Origin of the sequence: Halobacterium sp. KA-4, from assembly GCF_021028995.1 — an archaeon.
Taxonomy (GTDB): Archaea; Halobacteriota; Halobacteria; order Halobacteriales; family Halobacteriaceae; genus Halobacterium.
The window spans coordinates 21,172-40,826 of the sequence record NZ_JAJJZG010000023.1 but is presented as its reverse complement, the minus strand read 5'-3'; the positions used below and the strand labels follow the sequence as shown (position 1 = coordinate 40,826).

The 19,655-nt window shown below is 53.0% G+C and carries 13 protein-coding genes and 6 pseudogenes; 12 read left to right on the top strand and 7 right to left on the bottom strand.

Annotated features, from left to right (window positions below; all coding sequences use genetic code 11):
- Both LPA44_RS16130 and LPA44_RS16125 read left to right on the top strand, forming a co-directional pair.
- On the top strand, positions 1–419 hold a 419-nt coding region (locus tag LPA44_RS16130), incomplete at its 5' end, for a transposase (protein WP_230890527.1).
- Between the two features lie 3,075 nt (positions 420–3,494).
- Entirely contained in the window at positions 3,495–4,544 is a 1,050-nt protein-coding gene (locus LPA44_RS16125) for a hypothetical protein (RefSeq protein WP_230890526.1), read from the top strand.
- A 28-nt stretch (positions 4,545–4,572) separates the two neighbouring features.
- Here LPA44_RS16125 and LPA44_RS18510 read toward each other — a convergent pair.
- Both LPA44_RS18510 and LPA44_RS16120 read right to left on the bottom strand, forming a co-directional pair.
- Positions 4,573–4,704 (bottom strand): annotated as a pseudogene (locus LPA44_RS18510) (RNA-guided endonuclease TnpB family protein); the annotation flags it as partial.
- Between the two features lie 709 nt (positions 4,705–5,413).
- Positions 5,414–5,806: a hypothetical protein gene (locus tag LPA44_RS16120; RefSeq protein WP_230890525.1), complete on the bottom strand. Its 393-nt coding sequence runs from the start codon at positions 5,804–5,806 to the stop codon at positions 5,414–5,416.
- 413 nt (positions 5,807–6,219) lie between these two features.
- Between LPA44_RS16120 and LPA44_RS16115 the strand changes: the two genes are divergently transcribed.
- Both LPA44_RS16115 and LPA44_RS16110 read left to right on the top strand, forming a co-directional pair.
- On the top strand, positions 6,220–6,903 hold the full coding sequence (locus LPA44_RS16115) for a hypothetical protein (protein WP_230890524.1): 684 nt from the start codon (positions 6,220–6,222) through the stop codon (positions 6,901–6,903).
- A 399-nt stretch (positions 6,904–7,302) separates the two neighbouring features.
- Positions 7,303–7,614: a hypothetical protein gene (locus LPA44_RS16110; RefSeq protein ID WP_230890523.1), complete on the top strand. Its 312-nt coding sequence runs from the start codon at positions 7,303–7,305 to the stop codon at positions 7,612–7,614.
- 134 nt (positions 7,615–7,748) lie between these two features.
- Here LPA44_RS16110 and LPA44_RS16105 read toward each other — a convergent pair whose 3' ends face one another.
- A complete protein-coding gene (locus LPA44_RS16105) occupies positions 7,749–9,143 on the bottom strand; it encodes a Cdc6/Cdc18 family protein (RefSeq protein WP_230890522.1) in 1,395 nt (464 codons plus the stop codon).
- 1,061 nt (positions 9,144–10,204) lie between these two features.
- On the opposite strand from LPA44_RS16105, the pseudogene LPA44_RS18300 reads away from it, so the two are divergent.
- Positions 10,205–10,318, top strand: a pseudogene (locus tag LPA44_RS18300) (SOS response-associated peptidase); the annotation flags it as partial.
- An 18-nt stretch (positions 10,319–10,336) separates the two neighbouring features.
- Here LPA44_RS18300 and LPA44_RS16100 read toward each other — a convergent pair.
- Both LPA44_RS16100 and LPA44_RS16095 read right to left on the bottom strand, forming a co-directional pair.
- Positions 10,337–10,645: pseudogene (locus LPA44_RS16100) on the bottom strand (BlaI/MecI/CopY family transcriptional regulator); the annotation flags it as partial.
- 196 nt (positions 10,646–10,841) lie between these two features.
- Entirely contained in the window at positions 10,842–11,729 is an 888-nt protein-coding gene (locus tag LPA44_RS16095) for a hypothetical protein (protein ID WP_230890521.1), read from the bottom strand.
- A gap of 461 nt (positions 11,730–12,190) precedes the next feature.
- On the opposite strand from LPA44_RS16095, the gene LPA44_RS16090 reads away from it, so the two are divergent.
- Positions 12,191–13,153, top strand: coding sequence for a metallophosphoesterase family protein (locus tag LPA44_RS16090; RefSeq protein ID WP_230890520.1), 963 nt, complete (start codon positions 12,191–12,193; stop codon positions 13,151–13,153).
- Between the two features lie 3 nt (positions 13,154–13,156).
- Here the strand turns inward: LPA44_RS16090 and LPA44_RS16085 are convergent, their stop codons facing one another.
- Positions 13,157–13,813 carry an HAD family hydrolase gene (locus LPA44_RS16085; RefSeq protein WP_230890519.1) on the bottom strand — a complete coding sequence of 219 codons (657 nt, stop codon included), beginning with the start codon at positions 13,811–13,813 and terminating at the stop codon, positions 13,157–13,159.
- 169 nt (positions 13,814–13,982) lie between these two features.
- Here LPA44_RS16085 and LPA44_RS16080 point away from each other — a divergent pair, with 169 nt between their 5' ends.
- The 6 genes and pseudogenes from LPA44_RS16080 to LPA44_RS18500 form a co-directional block, all read left to right on the top strand.
- Positions 13,983–15,065 (top strand): extracellular solute-binding protein, encoded by a 1,083-nt coding sequence (locus LPA44_RS16080; protein WP_230890518.1) that lies wholly within the window; start codon positions 13,983–13,985, stop codon positions 15,063–15,065.
- Between the two features lie 7 nt (positions 15,066–15,072).
- Positions 15,073–15,957, top strand: a complete 885-nt coding sequence (locus tag LPA44_RS16075; protein ID WP_230890517.1) for an ABC transporter permease — start codon at positions 15,073–15,075, stop codon at positions 15,955–15,957.
- The gene (locus LPA44_RS16070; protein WP_230890516.1) at positions 15,950–16,783 is read left to right on the top strand and encodes an ABC transporter permease; all 834 of its coding nucleotides are present in this window, start codon (positions 15,950–15,952) and stop codon (positions 16,781–16,783) included. The genes LPA44_RS16075 and LPA44_RS16070 overlap by 8 nt, the downstream gene beginning before the upstream one ends.
- 111 nt (positions 16,784–16,894) lie before the next feature.
- Positions 16,895–17,902, top strand: coding sequence for an ABC transporter ATP-binding protein (locus LPA44_RS16065; RefSeq protein WP_230890515.1), 1,008 nt, complete (start codon positions 16,895–16,897; stop codon positions 17,900–17,902).
- A gap of 15 nt (positions 17,903–17,917) precedes the next feature.
- Positions 17,918–18,049, top strand: a pseudogene (locus tag LPA44_RS18505) (ArsR/SmtB family transcription factor); the annotation flags it as partial.
- A 1-nt stretch (position 18,050) separates the two neighbouring features.
- A pseudogene (locus LPA44_RS18500) lies at positions 18,051–18,440 on the top strand (permease); the annotation flags it as partial.
- A 522-nt stretch (positions 18,441–18,962) separates the two neighbouring features.
- Here the strand turns inward: LPA44_RS18500 and LPA44_RS16055 are convergent.
- Positions 18,963–19,283, bottom strand: a pseudogene (locus LPA44_RS16055) (restriction endonuclease); the annotation flags it as partial.
- Positions 19,284–19,655: the final 372 nt, after the last annotated feature.

The following is a 19,655-nucleotide window of genomic DNA, read 5'->3' as shown; positions in this document are numbered from 1 at the left end:
TAGCGAGGAAGGAGTTCTTTCCGGCGGATTTAGCGGAGATCTACCGCTGTCGGTGGGAAGTTGAGTTGCTGTTCCGGGAGCTGAAGACGCAGTACGAATTGGACGAGTTCGACACGAGTGACGAACATGTGGTGAGGATCTTATTGTACGCAGCGCTGCTGTCGCTGCTTGTAAGCCGCGATCTGTTGGATCTAGTCACTGAGCAGGCGGATGATGAGCTTGTGTTTCCGACAGAGCGCTGGGCGGCGACCTTCCGGTCGCACGCCCAGCTCATTCTCCACGAACTCGGTGAGTTCCTCGGCTATTCACCACCGCCGCTGCTCGACCGGCTGATCGAAGACGCTCAAAAGATCCACAAGCAACGACCAATCTTACAAGAGACGCTCGCTACCACTACACAACCGAGGTGTGAGGCTTAACTAAAGACGGATGCTCGGGTTGACAATCCCGCTGGCTGCGTCGAGCTCTGCTCCCCTGTTTCGCTCCAAGACTGATCCCATTCTCGTTGGACGTCTGCCGACCCCGGCTACTCCCCGCCGCCGCGCTGACACCTGGCTCCGCCCCGACGAGCTTCCTGGCTCCGCCCCGGTTGAACCGCCGGCGGCAACCCATCGAGAATTCATCTCCCGCCCACTCCCTTCTTTCTCCATCCACCAATGCCCCCGCGCTCTTTCGCTCCCCGCGCCTTGCGTTGGACGTCTGCTTGCACACCCACCCCTACTCCTCTCGCTCACTCAACCTCTCTCGCTTGACGTCGTCCTGTTCGCTCCACCTGCTCCTTGTTCGACCTTCTCCTTCCTCGCCCAACCCACCACCCTCCTTCCCTGTTCTTCCTCCACCCACCGTCCTCTCTGTTCGCCCCTCCCGCTTCCTATTCTCCCGCTGCCCAATCCTCCCCTCCCTTCCTGTTCGTCCCTGTTCGGTCTGGTCTCCAGTTCCCTTCGTTCGCAGCCTATGTTGTGTTGTCGTTGCTTCCCGCTCCTATGTATGGTCTCCAGCTGGCACTTGCTATCGACACCACCGTTCCTGTCACACTCCCATCCCCCCTCCCCCTGGATCTCGTATTCGTACCTGTGCCTGATCGTCGACGGCCCCACCCCTCGCTCTCACTCTCACTCTCACCCTCACTCTCGCTCCCACTCTCACTGTCGCTGTCATCGCTGCCGTCACCCTCAACACCCACCTCTCATTCTCGCACTCTCGCTGTCGCCCCACGCCTAGTGTATCGCCGCCGTCTCCATCTCCAGTGGCGCCCGCCCCGAACCCATCGCTGTCGTTGTCGCTGCCGCCCCACCACTTGCCGCTCCACCAATTCTGTCACTCTCCGCCCACCGCCCTCCCCTCACCCCCACCTCGCATCTCGCATCTCGTCTCGCTTTCCACCCCGCCGACACCTCGCTTCCCGTCTTGCTTCTCGCCCTTCCCCCAACCCCCTTGCTTCCACTCCACCCGCCAACTCGTCGTCCCATCCACAGTCTCCTCTCCTTGGCTTGCCGACCACGTCGTCGTCGCTCCGCCGCCACTACTCCAAGCCACCCCTCCACCATTGCCACTCGCTACTCGCTACTCGACTACCGACCACGTCACTCGCCAAGCAGTCGCTCCCAATCCACCTCGCCAATCGTCTATCGCCCACCGTCCACCATCAGTCGCTCATCGCCTACCGTCCATCGCCAATCGTCAGTCGCCCATCGTCTATCGCCCACCGTCAGTCAAATCCTCGAACCTGCGTCGCCAAGACACACCCCGCCGCTAACACCCCCACTCCACCTTCGCCAATCCACCTCCTTCATCCTCGCCAGTAACCAACGTCCAACTCCACCAATCTCAATCCAACCCCACCACTATAACGAATCGTCAACTCCACCACCAATCCCGATCCCCAACTCCACCTCCATAACCAATCGCATCACCCAGGGTTCCCCACTGTCAACAATCTGGGAGTCCACTCCCTCGCCACGCACCCATCTCCCCCACTCGCTACGCCCATCCCCCGGCTCCGCCTGACTCATCCGATATCCGACTCCCACCTCAAACTTCACCCCCTTGAACCCTAATTGTGTGAATTCCGCTGAACATGTTACACAAGCAGAGATTAGCGTATAGCACCTCTAAAGACCTCTCGTTGCGTGGCTGAACGTGTGTACTCGATTTCGGGGGTGGTAATTTCATGACAATCCCCCTGTAATGGCGCCGCCGTCCTGTCATTATGCGAGTTATCGGATAGAATATATAAGTACGTATGGATGCCCGGAATTCCACTGCCGTCCTGTAATGACAGTGGATTTTCGCGTAATTCAGGGTGTCAGTGCCACCCCCATGAAATCGGGCGCCGTATTGTCATTACAGTATTCAGTGTCAGCCCCCCGAGTCCGACCGCTATCTGGTGATTATACGATGGTAGTTGCTGGTCGCGGAGGTGCCATAGCGTTCAGTGTCACCCCCATGAATTCGGACGCCATCCTGTATTTATTGGTTTCAGTACTCACCCCCCCTAATTGCACTGCCATCCTGTCATTACGTGATTTTGCATGTCTAGATCTGCGTCGATTTGTGTGTCAATATAACCACCCTGAATTCGACCGCCATCCTGTCATTATGCCGTTCAGTGTTGCATGGTTGAATCGTACTCCCGTCTTGTAATTAGCCCTCGAAAACACCACGGAAACCATATTGAATCTGGTAGATTCGGCGATTGCGGTGGGGGTTGGTTGCCGATAGTTACGAGCGAGACAGCCAGAGATAGTGCCGGGTGAGCTCTGGAGATGGACTGGCGAGAACTCGCATTCGGTCGTGGGCGTGTTCGTGGGCGATTGTCGTTCGTTGTGTGCAGGTTGTGGAATCGGGGTGTCGTTGAGGTTTCTCACGTCCGTCGTCGTTGAAGAGTCGTTACTGTGTTCGGTTCTCGTGCGTACGGGAGCGTTGTGGGAACGGTGTACTGCCAGAACTGGCGGTGCAACTGCCAGCTCAGATTCGGCGGGTTCGATCTTATCGCTCGCGACTAGTACACGCCAGCCGCATCGTGTCGAACACTGGATGGTGGCTGCTGGAGTACGGGCTCGGCATTCTTCTGTGCGGACTGCGCCGTGCATCGCCCCCGAAGTCGTACGGAGAACCATCGACTGTGCTGGTGGCGTTCATTCGTCGTGGTTGTGGGGTCGTGTATCAATTGAAGACGAAACACGGGATTCGCTCTTGTAATCATCTCCTTCTCATTCCGCTTATTCGAGAGATATGCCAGTAGATGACCCCTTACTGCTGTTTGACCGATTGATACGTCCTCCACGCGCGTGCAAAGCCGACCAACTACAGAATCCACGCCCGAAAGTAGGTAGAGACTGCCAATAGTGAGGCACTCAACCTTACCAGGTCGTTTCAACGAAAATTGGAAATACTTGGTAAGGTGCTTAAAAAGTGGTTCTAAAAATATGGTAGTATTGGATAATAGACCACATACACACAAAATACTTGTATTCTAGTTTTGAAGGATAAATATGGGGAAAATAGAAGTCCCAGAAAGTGTTCTGTCGTTAGTCGAGAAGTCTGATTCGATTACGGAAGAACGCCTGATAACCATCTGGGCAATCACGCTCTGGTACAACGGTGTCGGAATCCAACACGGCTCAAACCTCTACCACATCAGTACCTCCAAACCACCGACGCTTCAGGCGTTACTCGACTGCTCCGACAAAGAATGGGAGACAATATTCAAGCCTGAACTCGAATTTCTCTTGCAGGGCGGTGCGGTTACTGAGAAGACAATCCTCAGACGCAACGTCACTTGGGCACCAACAGACACTTTCCTTAAATTGAGTGCTGGATTCTTTGCTGACTATCTTGAACAAATTGTCGTTCCGCATTCCGCATTTAACATGAATAAGGGCCATATTGGGGATCCGCTTGAATCATTACCTCATCGTACTGCTGTTGAACAAGCGTTATCGTGGCTTAATGCAGCGGGATATCAGTGGGCGCTCTACCCGGGACAGACCGGACATCCACGAGCAGACGTCCACGGAAAAGGCCCGATACATCCTTCTCTTCATGACACAATGATGGATTCAGAGATTGAAGTCATCTCCAATCACAACAATAAGGAGATGTACGTCAAAAAGTACGCGATGTTCGCGGAACGATCCGGAAATTCAACTTGGATATTCGAAAATAGAAAGGTAGCCACTAAAATCATCAACCACCTCTCCGAAACTAATATATCCAATTGGGTAGATGACGAGTATCTTCCCTGTGATATTGATAACGCCCCGCTAAGCAATCCAGAGAATTACGCCATTAAGACACTGAATCGGTACCTCAAGCAGAGTCGAGAAAACCCACAACTCGCGTGTCCGGGAATGGATCATATTCAAACTATTACGGGAATCTACGAAAGTCGTCATGACGAATCCATACGGCGCCCCGTCACCATCTGGAATACGAATACCAATGAGATCGAGCTTCTTATGCCGGATTATCGGACGACAAGCATTACGCTCGAGGAACTAAATGCCGGCGCTAAACTACGGTTGACATCCTCCTCCGCCTGAAGCTGGAGGAATCCCAAGCGTTGGGGTCTTAGGGTTTGCAGACTTCCTGCTCTCTCGGTGTGAACCGGCCGCTCTCGCGATCGAACAGGGAGACACCGGGCTGTACCAACCAGCCGTTACTCATATCCCCCGTTGGGGGACTTTGAGTTATCTTTCGCCGACGCTCTTCCGTAGGAGATTGTTGATACAGTTCCCCCAAAGGGTTCGAGGATAGAAACTGACCGTTAGACTGCTTAGCGACCTAGTTCGTATCTAGTTCGGTCTGTAGCACAATCGCAAGATAGCTCTACATCAACAATGTGCTACGCATGAGCGACATGCGATTATCAGCAGACGTCCGTTCGACATTAACTCCCGGATATCAAAGAGATTTAAGATGTCTAAGAAAACTAAAGCCGGCGGACCGATCCAAACGGAAACATCCCGAGTGGATTCGTCGCGAACTAGAGACCCCCAACAATCGGTGACCATTCCTCATCGACCCTATGCTGGGGCCTGGGCCAGTAACCGGCCATTCCAGATTCTATCATAATTTCATCATACGCTCCGCTCGGAGTTTCTCGTGGACGTTCAAACCTGTGTTCTATTCTAATATATTACTTACTCTGGATTTTACGGAGTAGGCTAATCCATCGATTTCGACGAGTATCAGCCTGCTATCAACGATATGGCCCATAGATATGTCCGTATACACTTTACGTGGAATTTCGAGGGTTTTCGCAGTTGCTCAGACGCTTTACAGAGTTCCAAAAAACAGATTACGGAGTTTCCAAGATCAAATTGCGGACTTTTAGTAATATATGTGTCATAGATTTCGTTCGATAAAGCAGACTGCTACCGTTACACTTCATTTGACGATAATGGGTCTTTTAGACATCTAAAATGTCTTCTAGGTCTTTGCCGGTTAATCCTGCTTGTATCACCGCTGGATAGTAATCCCGATTCTTCTCAAGTCCTTCGTCATGCTGGCGCTTGTGTTTTGCATTTAGTTCATCATACCGGATGTCGAGTTCGCGCCAAACATCATCTGGTAGATACATTAAAACACTCTTCCGGTCCTTAATGGGTTCTTCAGGAATCGTGGGATCCAATTCCTCTACATTACTGTTCTGATCTTCGTTATTATTCTGATCTCCAGCATCGTCTCCGCTAGACGTGTTATCCGTCTGTCCCTCACCACTCTCATCTGTGCTTTGTGACACGACAGAGGTTCCAGATGAGAATTTATTGAAAAGATCTGAGCGCTCATCACGATCTGTCATAGCACACCCTCCAAATTCACTACAGTATCTGAAGAACTATCTTTCCGGAACATTAAGCGCGCGTTGTCTATTAGATTCCTCACTGAATGCGGGTAGTTCACAAGGATAAAGTCATAGTCTTCTTTGAAAGCTAATCCAAGTTGTTGATGAACGCGCATCGTATCTGTAAGGTATGTTTTTAAATCGAAGTCATGCTGCAAGCAGTGGGGTGTCGTAATCTCTAATTCCATGTATCTTAGAGATCATAGATCCCTGAGATAGTTTAATCCTTCGACCAACCGTTTACCAGTTTATTGATGCTTAAATGAAGACTGTTTTTCAAACTAACTACTAAGTTGAGTACTTCAAACCAAACGTTGTTGTCTAATTATATGTTGGGCAAGTTTTAACTTGTCTATATACAATTGTCCAATATGTATGGAGAAAAAGACCTAACCAATTTCATTGACGGACTTGATGAGCTGGAGGGCAAAGAGAGGGTTATGGCAGATATTAGCCGCTGGGCCTCTAGTAGTCAAGTTGACATTTTCTGGAGGCTAGATACGAACCGATACCCTTCATTTACTCCAGTAGGGAAACCTGAGCCGGATATGCTGATTAATAGCGCGAAAGAACTCTATGCAGTATGTGTGGTTCACGGCGAAGGAAATAGTGAAAGCATACGCGAAGCCTTTTGCAAGGCTGTCAACATCTGGGAACGAATGGTAACCGATCCTCCCAAGTATAAACAAGAGAATATCGATAGAGTCCCATCAGCGGTTCTTGTTGCGACAGAACAGAGTCTAAATGGACATCTATTTAGTGGGGATAGAAACAGAGAACATTTTGTGGAATTTTCGGAGGATCGGCAAGAAGCAGCTGATCGGGGATTCCTTCCACAACGCGAATTTGCTGCAACTCAGGAAGCCACTCGCTCTGCGTGGGCATTCACCAAAGATCGCGGTGAGTCAGACAAAACCGGTGTGGGAGCATTACTATCTTCCCGTCTTGATAACAAAGAAGATAATCAGAATGAAGATCCTAGTCCCGCCGCTTTTTACTACTTGGCTGGGGAATCACAACCTCATAGATGGGAGTCTATTCCATGGTTCAGGTAAGCACCTCCAACGAGTTGATCACGAGATCAAACAGGGGGCAGGTCCCACGACCTGATGGGCGTCTCCCCTTGAACTCGTAGATTCGTCCAGAGTTCGAGGATATTCGAAGGGCTGTAACATCAGGCGAAACTCCTTGATGGAGAGTTTCGAGTAGTGTTACCGCTGCTGGAGGAACGTTGTGAGTGGTTGGTTTACGGTTCGCTCTTATGTAGAGCTGTGGAAAGACGATTTAACCGGAACTAATTCTGCTATTTTCTGGCGGTTTGAACGCTAACTAAGTCGCGCAGCGTAAAGCCACTACACGTAGACGGCCTCTTTCCGTGTTTCTACATAAGAGCGTACGGTTTAACCAACAAAACCATGCTTCTTGCCTCTATGTTGGTTAATACAGATCGGCCCATGTCCTACGAGCCACCGACGCCCCCAGCGGACCTCCCCACGGATGTCGTCGACACACTCGACGGTTACTCGCCCGAACTGCTCCGAGACGTTGCCTGCTATGCCGAGGAGCTCGCCGAGCATCGCAAGCGCGAGGCCCGCCTTGCCGAAGCGGAGGAGGAAGACGAGGTTGACGAGCAACCCGATGATGTCCCGACAAAGGCGACGATCACGATCAAGGAGATCAACGACAACCGCTACTACTACTGGCAGTGGCGGGAAGGCGAGAAGGTGCGCTCAAAGTATAAAGGACCGGTCAGTCCAGACGGTTAGCTAGTCTGGTTCTCTCGTGAACAGCCCCCCTGATTCGAAGTGAGCTTATTCGCTTCTCAGAAGATTTGACACCCCTAATTTGGAATGAGCTTCAGTAGAAGGGTTATATGTGGAACGAACCTCATAATGCTGGATTAAATCTCGTAGGTTCCGTTGTGAAGTTCTGAAAGCCGTTCATCGCTCTCTACAACTGCCTTCATCACTACATCTTTGTCCTTGATAAGCTGGTGTTCCAGATAGACACCCTGCTTGTGTCCACCACCGATCTGGTGAGACTCAGAGATCCCCATTAGCGCGAACGTGCTGAGAATCTGGCTCACTCGATCATATGAGAGAGGATCAACACCGACGTCACCACAGGTCGTCTCGTATTGACTGTAGATACCAGAGGTGCGGAAGCGGCGATTATTCGAGCCAGTCAAGCGGCCGAGAGTGTAGAGAACGAGTTTAGACTGTGGTGAGGTACTCTCGATCGTTTCCTTGACTCGATTAACCTCTGCACGCTTGACTGCTTTGTCGACATGTTCTGGACTAACGACCTCGGCACCGGCGTCGTCAGCGATGTCACCAGCAATCCGTAGGACGTCAACTGCCTTTCTCGCATCACCGTGTTCATCCGCCGACCGGTCGGCAGTCTCGGTTATGACGCCGTCTTGAACGACACCATCATGGAACGCGTCTCGTCGATATTCCAGGATCTGCTCGATTTGATCGCTTTGGTATGGTTCAAAGACGAAGTCCGTCGTCCGCATCGAACTCTGAACGCGTGCGTTGAGTTTTTGTCCGAAATCGATATCGTTGCTGATAGCAATGATCCCGATATATGCATCGGTGTGACCAGCTTCTCGAGCCCGCGAGAGTTCATGGAGGAGCCCCTCAGCGTTATCAACCATGTCGATCTCGTCAAGGATGACAATGAGCCCATCGTAGTACTCGTCGATAATGTCGTAGGCGTAATCGTAGTACTCGGCGGAACCTAAACCGATACGAGGGATATCTATATCAGAATCAGATTTGTCGCTTAGCGCACGAGCGATTGTTCGGGCCACTCGTGTTTCGGTATTATTCTTCTTGCACTCAACGTAGACGCTAGCAGCAGGAACGTTACGTGCCGTGGCAGTATCAACGAGACGGTCGGACACGTGACGGCTGACAAGTGATTTTCCAGTCCCGGTTTCGCCATAGATGACGACGTGGTTTGGTTGTGATCCGTGAATGAGGTGTCGGATTTCTCCAGCTACCGATTGGATTTCCGTGTCACGACCGACGATGCGATCAGGGCCAGGAACGGTTCCAATTGAGAGTAAATCTCGATCTGCCCAGATATGAGTTGAAGAACCGTCTTCATCGCCCTCCCGAACGAACAACGGGTCATTTGCCGGATCGTCCGAGTCTTGTCGTTGGATTTCCTCCGAGGCCGACGAGATTTCAGAAGTAGAACGGCTCTCTCTGTTTGTATCGAAATCATCCAGCTGCTGGTCCGTGATAGACGAATCACCTCCACCACCTGGTTCTTCATTGTCTGTCATAGATTCATCCTGGGAAGGAACCTACTTAGTCGTTACTCCCCTCGTTCGGAATGAGATTTGTTGGATATCGGGACTAAACAGCGGAAAGTCGATAGGTGACACCACCATACCCGATGGTACCCGATTCAGAGTGAGCTATTTCCTATAGTAGTATCTGGAAGTCTTTGTAGTGGCAGCCATCGTAGATAGGCGAGCTTAGTCGGTTCTTGAGGATATGGTGAGAGATGTGAGTAGACACTTCTGGAGATTACTATAGAACGAGAGGATTGCCAGCAGCTCAAATGATCAGCGGGTTCAGATCAACCCCCTCGTTCGGAATGAGGTAGTACGAGTTGGTCCATCAGCCAAGGATTGGGAATGCTGTAGAGGCCCCCTGATTCGGAGTGAGCTATACACCGAACTAATGGGCTTAATCAGGATAGATGTAGATTGGAGTTGGAAGGACACACCCCCCTGATTCGGAATGAGATCCCGTAAGACTGACCGTATGGGCGCGATCTTCTAACAACCAACTAGGCGGTCCTTAACTAGGACGAGTCATTCTCTCCAAATCGTAAGACAGCGTAGGCTTTCAAGGATTAACCGCCTAGTTACAACCCTAGCTTTATTACCTAGTTAGACTAAAATCTCACTAAGTAGAATACAGCACTAGTCAGAAGTATTCGTGAATACGCCTAACACTGGAAGTATAGCTCTTCTATCTCTTGAATTGAAATAGTAAACCATACGTCGAGGGCGTATATCCGATTAATCCATTACTGCAACCTTCTTATCGGGTGGAAATTCGCCTTCTAATCAGGCGGTATGGAGGGTATCATCTCATTCCGAACGAGGGGGGTGTGTGGTTCCACTCGTATCTTGTTGTAACTACAGGGGTAGAATGAGGTGATCTTAGTCGTTCGTGTCTTAGCCAGCCTTCGTCGAGTATCCGACCGACCCCATTCCAGAAATGAAATGATACTCTCGACAGCTCGGACCAGTTCCACCTCATAATACGATGAATCATACTGGTTCATATCTTCGTGAGCAAGGGCGACACGCTCTTGTGACGCCTTCTCGTCGTCGACGCCTACGAGATTTCGACGCGGGTCAACAATCCCGGAAACGACAATCCGCGGGTCATCGAACCGCTGGACCACGAGCAGTCCGGACTCGGTGAATTCAGTTCGGGGTAGCTGTCGAGTTCCTCGTCGTTACTGCATTGGCGATGCAGCTACCGAATCGACGAGTGAATACTCTCGATCTCGACTCGTCCCTTCCGCTTTGAGGAGGTTGTACTGCTCCATCTTCGAGAGGTACGTCCGGACGGTCCGTTTCGTTTGAGGGTCATCGACGTCCTCGGAATAGCTCTCGTGGATCTTGCTCGGCCCGACCGGGCCGTGCTCGCGCACGATGTCGTAGACGACGCGCTGATGTGGCGTGAGTGGATCGATGCTCTTCTGCTTAATCTGGGCCCGGGCATCCTCGGCGGCGTTCAGGAGGATGTCGTCGGTGATGCGCTGAACTCATACACCCAAACATACAGAGAGAACATTAAAACCCACTAATGTAGCAATAGACGCGCTCTAGACTAGGATTTCCTAGATCGGTATCCTATATATCTCACCTAAACCATTCGTCTCTGCGGATGTAACCGTGACCGCCTTGATGCTGGTCATCGGATGTATATCCAAGACAACCCTCGTAGGAAGGGCCATTTTAACCCCCACATACGGGGAATAGTTCGGCGGTGAGTGCCGTTGGGTCGTATTCGGCGAAGACGGTGGTTTCGAGGTATGTTCGGTAGTCGTCTTTCCAGGTTTCCCAGTGGTTTGCGCCCCAGTGGTCGCGGGGGTTCTCGGTGTCGTAGGCGTCGTTGTCTGCGGCGGTGTTGAACGCGTCAAGCACTGGCCGGAGACCGGACAGTTCGATCTCATCGCCGTGTGCGGCCATGGCGTCCCAGCCGGCGAAGGCATCATCCGTGGGGGTGTCCATGTCGAACGCTGTTCGGAGGGTGGGTTGGTCGAGTGTCTCTGTTAGGTAGAGGAACTGTTCGAGTTCTTCCGAGAGCGGGACTTCATAGGCCGTGTTTGCCGTGACGTGGCCGACGGTGTCCGTGTAGCAGTCTCGGACGGTGGCAAAATTGTCAGCGCTCGCGGTGTACGTCTGTGGGTTTCCGAGACCGAATGTAGTGAATGCGCTCCCGACCCAGTTATTGATGATTGGACGGTCTGATGGGTTGAGTCGGCCATACAGCTCCCAGAGGCCGTGTTCGGCAAACGCTGGGACGTGGCGTTCCCAGGCGTCGTCGTAGGCTGTGGCTGTCTGCATCGATTCGATGAGACTGGCAAGCTCGTCAATAGAGCCGCGCCAGTTGTCTAGAATTGCGTCAGCCCCGCCGTAGATTGCGTTCCGAAGGATATCCGGCGACCAGACGCCCTCGAATGTTTCCGCGGACGGAGTGTCGATAAATTTCGTCGCGCGGTCTTGGAGTTGCCTGGACCGCGTAGGCGCGGTGAAGTCGTAGTGGTCTCCGGCTGGGGCGTTACTGCCGGTCACAGCCCACGCGTTGACGAGGGCTTCGTGGCGAGGGCCAAACCGAACCATTTGAACTCATAAGCATCACCGTATCAGCCATATAACTAGCGATTACCAGAAACCACCAGAAGGACTCAATTGGCCGGTTGGTTGTGACAGGTGTGGCTAAGGCCACCAATCCAAAACACTCCCCACAGCGCAGCAGAAACCCACCTTGACGCATAAATTCCCTGCTAGTTCTAGTGAAATAATAATGGGGTAGGGATGCGTATCTATTCCCAAAAGTTAATTCTCTCCGCTCCCGGCCTGATAGCTATGGACTGGGTGAACGTGATTGTTGCCGGCTTATGACTTGTTCAAGCTGTTTTAGCGGTAGCGAAGCAAAATTCCACTTATTTTACTAGTGGGATTAAGCCGGTATCTGGGAATCCATCCACGATCGTACTACGGCTAAGGTAGGTATTTCTACTTCATTGGGTTATATAGATCAATTAGTACCGCTGAAGGCCCCCCTCTCTCATCTGAGGTTAATGCCTGACATTAGCCTCCCGGAGTCAGCATTTCGATGGGCAGTAGAACCAGGTGCCTCTCCTAACGATCCGTTATTCGTTGCTCACCTCTCGCGACCGAGGACTGACGATCCGACGACTCTCGCCGTTATCGCGGATTCACATCTAACCTCGTCTGATGACGGAACGTGGAAAGTATATCATCGAAGTAAAAAACACCTCAAAGACGCTATCGTTGATATCAATCACCGGAACGTTGCTGGCGTTCTCATCGCCGGTGATCTCACGAAAGACGGGACTGCATCCGAATTTCGGCACGCACGGGAACTGCTGGATACGCTTCGGTTCCCCGTTGTAGCTATCCCGGGAAACCACGATGTACCGGCCTCGAGGGGAAATGCGCACGCAACACCGCCGATTGCTCGGTTCGATTCCGGATATGATTGCGAACTCGCCCCGTTCGTGTATGATGTCGATAATATCGATCTCGTTGGTCTCGATTCCGTGACGGCGACTGACAAGTCTTCGGATCGCACACATGGTGGATCTATTCCGGCAAATCAGATCTCGTGGATTAAGAACGTCCTTGCGCGCGTTAAGTGTCCGATTGTCGCGAGCCATCATAATCTCACGGACCGCCTGCGTGAGATCAGTCCCGACAGTCCCGATATCTATCAACTAGGTAACGCCGAAGCGGTGGCCAACGTCCTTAACGAGGGTGGCGTTAAAATACTGTTGAGTGGTCACGCACATTATCCGACGGTAGCGCACACCTCTGGAATCTATGAAATCATCGTCCCAGCGACGTGTTCGTTCCCACAGGGGTATGCCCTCGTTCACATCGGGACAGACGGAACAAAGATTGAGTTCGTACCAATCGCCGACAGAGCGGGGCTCAAAGAGGCTTGGCGGTTCGCACGCGCTGACAATCGTGAATACTTATTGCGCGCTGCAACGGCGACGTACCCGATCCGCACGGAGTGAGTATTACGGTATTGAGTCCGAGGTGCAGAGTTCGATCAGACGCTCATATAGGGCCTGTTCCGTGCCGACCGTCTCGTCCGCGTGTCGGAGCGGTTGTCCGCGATGGTGTGCGTATCCAAGACAGTACAGCCCAGCCCGAGTTGCGGCGGTGACCCCGTGTTCAGAATCCTCAATGGCGATACACGTGTCGGCGGTCGCGCCGAGCTGGGTGAGAGTGTGATTATATATCGCTGGTTCAGGCTTGCTTGGACCCGGTACGTCATCGCCTGCGACGACAATATCGAAGTACTCGCCGAGATCGAACCGGTCTACGACCATCTCTACCCACCGCCGATTTGAGGCGGAAACGAGGCCGAGACGTACGTCTTTCTCGATCGCGTTGGTGAGTACTTGCTCGTAGTCGTCGAAGAGAGAAACCCGTTCGCGGTAGATCTCCTCTGCGTGTTCCTCGAGCAGGGAGACATACGTTTCCTTCAACAGTTCTACGTCGTTCCGTTCGGCGAGATACGCGTATTCGTCGTGGGCGTTCAGGCCGACGAGGTTGGAGACATCGACCTCGTTGACCCCAAGCGCTTCGGTGATCACTCTTGCCCTAACGTCGTTCCAATAACCCACGGAATCAACCAAGACACCGTCCATATCAAAGATCAGCGCATCCATCACGTCAAACGGTAGTCCAGTCGCCATTAATATTCGCTGGGATTAGGGTTATAATATACTATATTCGGGCACATATACCACGAACCGTTCTGAGAGATATATGACATTCCCCAGCACAATGTAGATATATTATAAAATCTCTACATATAGGCCGCTGTCGATTCAAGTGATGGGAGACGAACTCACTCGTCCCTGGAATTTCGTATCGCGGCGGAAATTTATTACCTCGATGGGGGGTGCGAGTGCGGCAGCACTCGCTGGGTGCAGCTCGGGCGGAAGTAGCGAGGGGGGTGATGACGTTGCTGATGAGGTCATAATCACCGGGCCGCTGGACGGCTGGGCTAACTACGGACAGCTCCGGGAGCGGTTCATGGAAAAGTACCCGGATATTGAGTGGCCCGAGGGAACGAAAAACAGCGGCCAGTCGCTGAACGCGCTCCGAAACGAAGCGAACAATCCGAACCACGATGTCGCACATCTAGGAACTACCGACGGTCTAAAAGCGGCAAACGAAGAGCTACTCCAATCCTACGCACCTGCCAACGTCGAGGAGGTTTCCGACGGGCTGGTTGACGATCAAAACCGATGGACGACAGCCTACTTCGGGACGATTGCGATGGCCGTCAACACCGAATTGGTCGACTCGGTCCCGTCCGGGTTTGAGGATCTACTCGATGAGGCGTACAACGACACGATCTCGTTTTATAACCCGAGTTCGGCGTTCAACGGGTTTGTCGCCTTCACCAATATGAACCTCGCGATGGGCGGCTCACTGGACGATTACGATCCCGGAATCGAGTACCTCAACGAACTTCACGAGATGGGGAATATCGCTGGGGTCCCTAATCAGGGGCTCCAGACGAGCTTCCTCCAGGGACAGTTCCCGATTTACATCGCCTACGATTTCAACATGTATCAGGCGAAGTACCAATCGGACATGGATCCCGACCAAGTCGAGATCGTTATCCCGGAGGAGGTCTCGATTCAGGTGCCGTACGTGATCGGGTTAGTAAACGACGCCCCCCGCCCGGAAGCCGGAAAACGCCTTATCGATCACCACCTGAGCGATGCGGGGCAAACGATCTTCGCCGAGGCTTTCGTCAATCCGTCCCGTCCCATTGAATACCCCGACGAGATCGTCGAGCAACGTCTCCCGGATTCGGCGTATGAGTCTTCGGAGGCGATCGACTACCAGCGCCTCGTGGAGGTACAGGAAAGCGCCCGCGAGCGATACGTCAGCGAGGTAGCCTGAGCGGGCTATGCCCGGCCAATCTGTCGGTACCGAAACAGTCGAGTCCCCACGGCTTCGGCAGCGACTGCGATCGCTCGAATTGGCGCTGCCGTTCGCGCTCTCGCTCCCCCTGGCCGCGTTATATCTGCTGTTCTTGGGGCTGCCGATCGCGACGGTCGTCCAGTTGAGCCTCCAAGGGGAGACACCGTGGAGCAACTACGTGACGGTCTTCACCGAGTCGGCATATCGAAATTCCATTTTGACCAGCCTACAGATAGCAGTTACCGTCACCGTCATCACGACTGTACTCGGGCTTATCGTTGCGTACTTTCTGGCGAAAAACGAGTTTCGCGGAAAACGGATTGTCATCTCGATTATCAACTTCCCGACGAGCCTGCCGGGAATCCTCATCGCGTGGGGGATAATCGTTCTTGTCGGACGACAGGGAGTATTCAGCCTGCTCGGCAGCGCGATCACCGGGGCTCGTTCCGGTGCATTCGCGTTCGCCCTAGGGTACTGGGGGTTACTCCTCGGGTATACGTATTTTACGCTCCCTCGTGTCACGATGACGTTGCTCTCATCGCTCGAAAATATAAACCCAGAACTCGAAGAAACCGCGTACAACCTCGGCGCAAACCGGCTTCAGACGTTCCGATATGTGGTACTCCCTGAGATCATGCCGGGCATCGCAAGCGGGGTCGTGCTCGCATTCAGCATCAATATGGTCGCATTCGGGACTGCTCTCCTCCTTGCAGCCGGGAAAGTTTCTGTCCTCCCGTTACAGATTTACTCGGTGGTCTTGGGGTTCGGTGATTACAATTTAGCATCGGCGATGGCAATCGTACTGACGGTCATCACCCTCGGCGTCATCATGAGCTACGGGTACGTGTTCGGAGGTAGCATCTATGAGTGAGGCTCATTTCAGCGGAACAGTTCCTGACCGTTTAGTATCGCTGTTCTTCTACACTGTGATCGCACTTACCGTTCTGTTTGTTTTGCTACCGATCTTGGTGATTGTTCTGTACTCATTCGTCGGATCGCTTTCGGGTAACCTCCTTAACTCATTCACGACGAAATATTACCGGGAGGTGTTCTCTTCGGGGTTGGATCCGCTGATCCTCAGCTTCCAGTTGGCGATCGCGACAACCGTTATCGATATTCTCTTGGGTGTTCCCGCGGCATACACACTCGACCGCTACGATTTCGCGCTCTCGGATCGGTTACGTGAAGTGTCGATACTTCCGATGGCGATCCCGGGGCTCGTCCTCGGTATCGCTCTCGTTCGAACATGGGGTGTTCCCAAGTTTGGGGTCGACATCTCGGGAACGATTTATCTGTTGTTGATCGCCCACGTCATTTTCACTGTCCCGTTTATGATACAGACGACCACGTCGGCCCTCCAGTCAATCGATTACAGAACGCTCGAGGAAACTGCCCAGAGCCTAGGTGCCAGTTGGCCACAGAGGTTCCTCTTTGTCGTCGTCCCGAACGTCTACAACGGAATTCTCAGCGGCGCGATTCTCACGTTCGCTCTTTCGATGGGGGAGTTCAATATCACGCTCTTCGTCTACAATCCGACCGATAAGACGCTCCCAATCGAAATGTTCGGTGGATTCACGACCTCAGCTGTCGGCCAGGCAAGCGCGTTATCAGCCGTTTTCGTCGCGATCATCGTCATCTCACTTTGGTTGATACAATATGTCAGCAATCAAGGTATGATAAACGTCGGAAACGTATAATATGTATACGGCCCCGAAGCAGCCTGCCTGCACAATTTACTCTCGAGATGGGCCTATTCGGCCGAGGATTCGAACCGATAGCTAACAGATGTCCAATAAACATTCACAACAATGAATATTCAACTCGAAGAACTCACGAAACGCTACGGTGAAACCGAGGCAGTAGATTCCGTTTCCCTCACTATTCATGAAGGCGAAACGTTCGGCTTGATTGGCCCATCGGGATGCGGAAAATCGACGATGCTCCGTATGATCGCGGGCTTTGAAACGCCGGATCACGGCGATGTCATCTTCGATGACAGTTCCGTCGTTGATATCCCACCGCAAGTCCGTGACGTGGGCCTCGTGTTCCAGTCAATTGCCCTGTTCAACAACATGAGTGTCATCGAGAACGTGGCGTTCGGACCACGGATGCGCGGCGTCGAAACAGAGCAACGTCGAGGCGACGCGCAGGATATCCTCGAACTGCTAGATATATCTGAACTCGCGGATCGAGACCCCCAAAACCTTTCAGGCGGGCAGAAACAGCGAGTCGCGCTTGGTCGCGCCCTCGCAATCGAACCGCGGGTACTCCTTCTTGATGAGCCGATGACCGGACTCGATGCCACACTCAAGCGGCGCCTCCAAACCGAGATGGTTGCCCTGTTTGATGAGTTGGATATGACGGCGATTCACGTAACGCACGATCAAGAGGAAGCGATGGTGATGTGCGACCGAATCGCCGTCCTCAACGACGGGCAAATCGAGCAGGTTGGCACGCCGACCGAACTGTATGAATCACCAGCGAACGAGTTCGTTGCTGACTTCCTCGGCACCTCGAACATACTCGATGCCACAGCAAGAAACGGTATCCTCGATTTCGGGTTTGCAGAGGTTCCGTTTGAGTGTGCAGAATGCGGTGACGTCGCTGTCATCGTCCGTCCCGAACACATCTCCCCCGGAAGCGGTTCATTACGAGCGAAAATCACGAACCAGTTTTATCTCGGTGAGAAGGTCCGAACCTTCGGGCTGCTCCCGGACGGCGGAAAAATAATCTTCGATGTGGATCGATTTGTCGCTCAGCCCGGGGACGAGATTTCACTATCGATGGATACAGATCGTATTCGAGTTATAGGCTGAACAAGAGCAGGGTACCACCTCCGGAAGCTGAAAGGGGCAGAGATGGTCAAGTCCCGCAAGAAAGGCAAGTGGAGCTACTACCGTATCGTCGATACCGCGGTTTTCGAACTACTTGACCTCTCACAAGCTGTCCAAGAGGACCCCTAAGATGCTTTCACCAGGTCTTGTCGAGGCACTCTTTGATTCCTGGACTATTTCCTCCACCTCGCCGTTATTCTCATCCCGTTGTTCATCGGGGCCTCCCTCCTCGTAGGCCTTGCTCAGGAATACCTCCCATCGGAGAAAGTCAAGCGCAAGCTCCGCGACCACGATGAGGTGGACCGGTAATGTTGCTGCCGCTAGCCTAGGTGCTGTCACGCCGTTCTGCTCGTGTTCGACTGCCCCCATTCTCGCCGGGTTGTTGCAAGCAGGAGTACCGCTTGGACTCGCGTTCTCGTTCCGGCTTGCATCCCCACTCGTCAATGAGATCGCTATCCTCCTGCTTATCGGCCTCTTCGGAATTGAGGTCACTGTCTGGAGCATCACCGGTGGTATTGTCTCGCGGTCCTGCGTGAACTCCTCCCGGAAGACGCCAACAGCTATCGGAACATCGCTGAACGTTTCACCAACACCCTTCAACTCGCGCGTGACGCTGGCTTCGACCTTCTACTTGGCTTTCGAGTAGGTCACAGCCTAGCGTAGATGGTTATTTCTCTGTACTTAGCGATTCATCGAATCCCGAGGAAACGAGTTTCCGCGTGAACCCACGGGGTCACACGCGACGAGAATCTGTTTCCCGAATATGCACACGAGCCGCGGTATCCCGTTCACACGACGGCAGCCACGATTCGGGTGTTCGGGCGACCAATACGTGGGCTTCCACAAGTTGAGGTCCATGTCAGTGTTCTCGTGAGCACGAATCCCAGAATAGTGTGGGCTCAACAGGAGCAAACTCAATTCAGGAGCTTGGACTACGGTCCTCACGCAGTCCAGGTGAAGAGCGTAACGTGAACCGCCTGTAGAAATCACAAAGATGGTCCCCGGCTAGCGACGGCGAATAGCGACGACACAGAGGCTACGTCTCCTCGATGAGGCCGTCTGTGCGCTCGATCTTCGCCTCCAGCTCCTCGGCGTGCTCGACCGTTTCGGTGTAGCTCTCCAGGCCCTCGCGGACGTCGTCGACGGCGACCGGAACGAACGCCTTGATGAGGTCGGCCTCGGTCTCCGTGAGGTCCGTGATACGCAGCGCCGTCAGCGGCTCCGTCTTCGTGTACCCCAACTGGTCTGTCTCATGGTCGTCCTCGTCGTCGGGCTTATAGCGCGCCGTCAGCCGTATCTCAACGGTGTTCGGGGATTCGCGCTCGATGGACGGCTCGCCGACGCGGAGGTTTGACCGATTTTTGACATGGTCTAGGTGGCGGCACAGCGAGTACGGTGAAGACGAGTAGGAACTTGACCGCTTGTTCTCCATCGGGAACAGGCAGAAGCCGCAGGACCACCTCACCGTCTCCGAGCGGTAGGAACTTCGACAGGCCGCGCTCAACTACGGGGAGATTCCCATGTACAAAACGGTCAAGTGTAAGGAGGAACGCCGTGAGCGACCAGAGCCCTACGTGGCCTAGCGGAAGGGTATCCCATCGGCCTGTTGGGCGTTGACGATTGGGGCGGTATCAATAGCTGGAAGTTCATCTCTCCGGTGTGGACGAGCTGCGATGCGGGACTCCGGACCACAGTCGAGGGGCGAAATTTTCCAACAGGTCACCCCTCGATGTAG

What these genes read in the sequence shown, in the direction of transcription:
- LPA44_RS16085 (WP_230890519.1), bottom strand. Translation starts at nt 13,813, where the DNA reads ATGGATGCGCTGATCTTTGATATGGACGGTGTCTTGGTTGATTCCGTG.
- LPA44_RS16125 (WP_230890526.1), top strand. Translation starts at nt 3,495, where the DNA reads ATGGGGAAAATAGAAGTCCCAGAAAGTGTTCTGTCGTTAGTCGAGAAG.
- LPA44_RS16075 (WP_230890517.1), top strand. Translation starts at nt 15,073, where the DNA reads ATGCCCGGCCAATCTGTCGGTACCGAAACAGTCGAGTCCCCACGGCTT.
- LPA44_RS16115 (WP_230890524.1), top strand. Translation starts at nt 6,220, where the DNA reads ATGTATGGAGAAAAAGACCTAACCAATTTCATTGACGGACTTGATGAG.
- LPA44_RS16105 (WP_230890522.1), bottom strand. Translation starts at nt 9,143, where the DNA reads ATGACAGACAATGAAGAACCAGGTGGTGGAGGTGATTCGTCTATCACG.
- LPA44_RS16110 (WP_230890523.1), top strand. Translation starts at nt 7,303, where the DNA reads ATGTCCTACGAGCCACCGACGCCCCCAGCGGACCTCCCCACGGATGTC.
- LPA44_RS16070 (WP_230890516.1), top strand. Translation starts at nt 15,950, where the DNA reads ATGAGTGAGGCTCATTTCAGCGGAACAGTTCCTGACCGTTTAGTATCG.
- LPA44_RS16120 (WP_230890525.1), bottom strand. Translation starts at nt 5,806, where the DNA reads ATGACAGATCGTGATGAGCGCTCAGATCTTTTCAATAAATTCTCATCT.
- LPA44_RS16095 (WP_230890521.1), bottom strand. Translation starts at nt 11,729, where the DNA reads ATGGTTCGGTTTGGCCCTCGCCACGAAGCCCTCGTCAACGCGTGGGCT.
- LPA44_RS16065 (WP_230890515.1), top strand. Translation starts at nt 16,895, where the DNA reads ATGAATATTCAACTCGAAGAACTCACGAAACGCTACGGTGAAACCGAG.
- LPA44_RS16080 (WP_230890518.1), top strand. Translation starts at nt 13,983, where the DNA reads ATGGGAGACGAACTCACTCGTCCCTGGAATTTCGTATCGCGGCGGAAA.
- LPA44_RS16090 (WP_230890520.1), top strand. Translation starts at nt 12,191, where the DNA reads ATGCCTGACATTAGCCTCCCGGAGTCAGCATTTCGATGGGCAGTAGAA.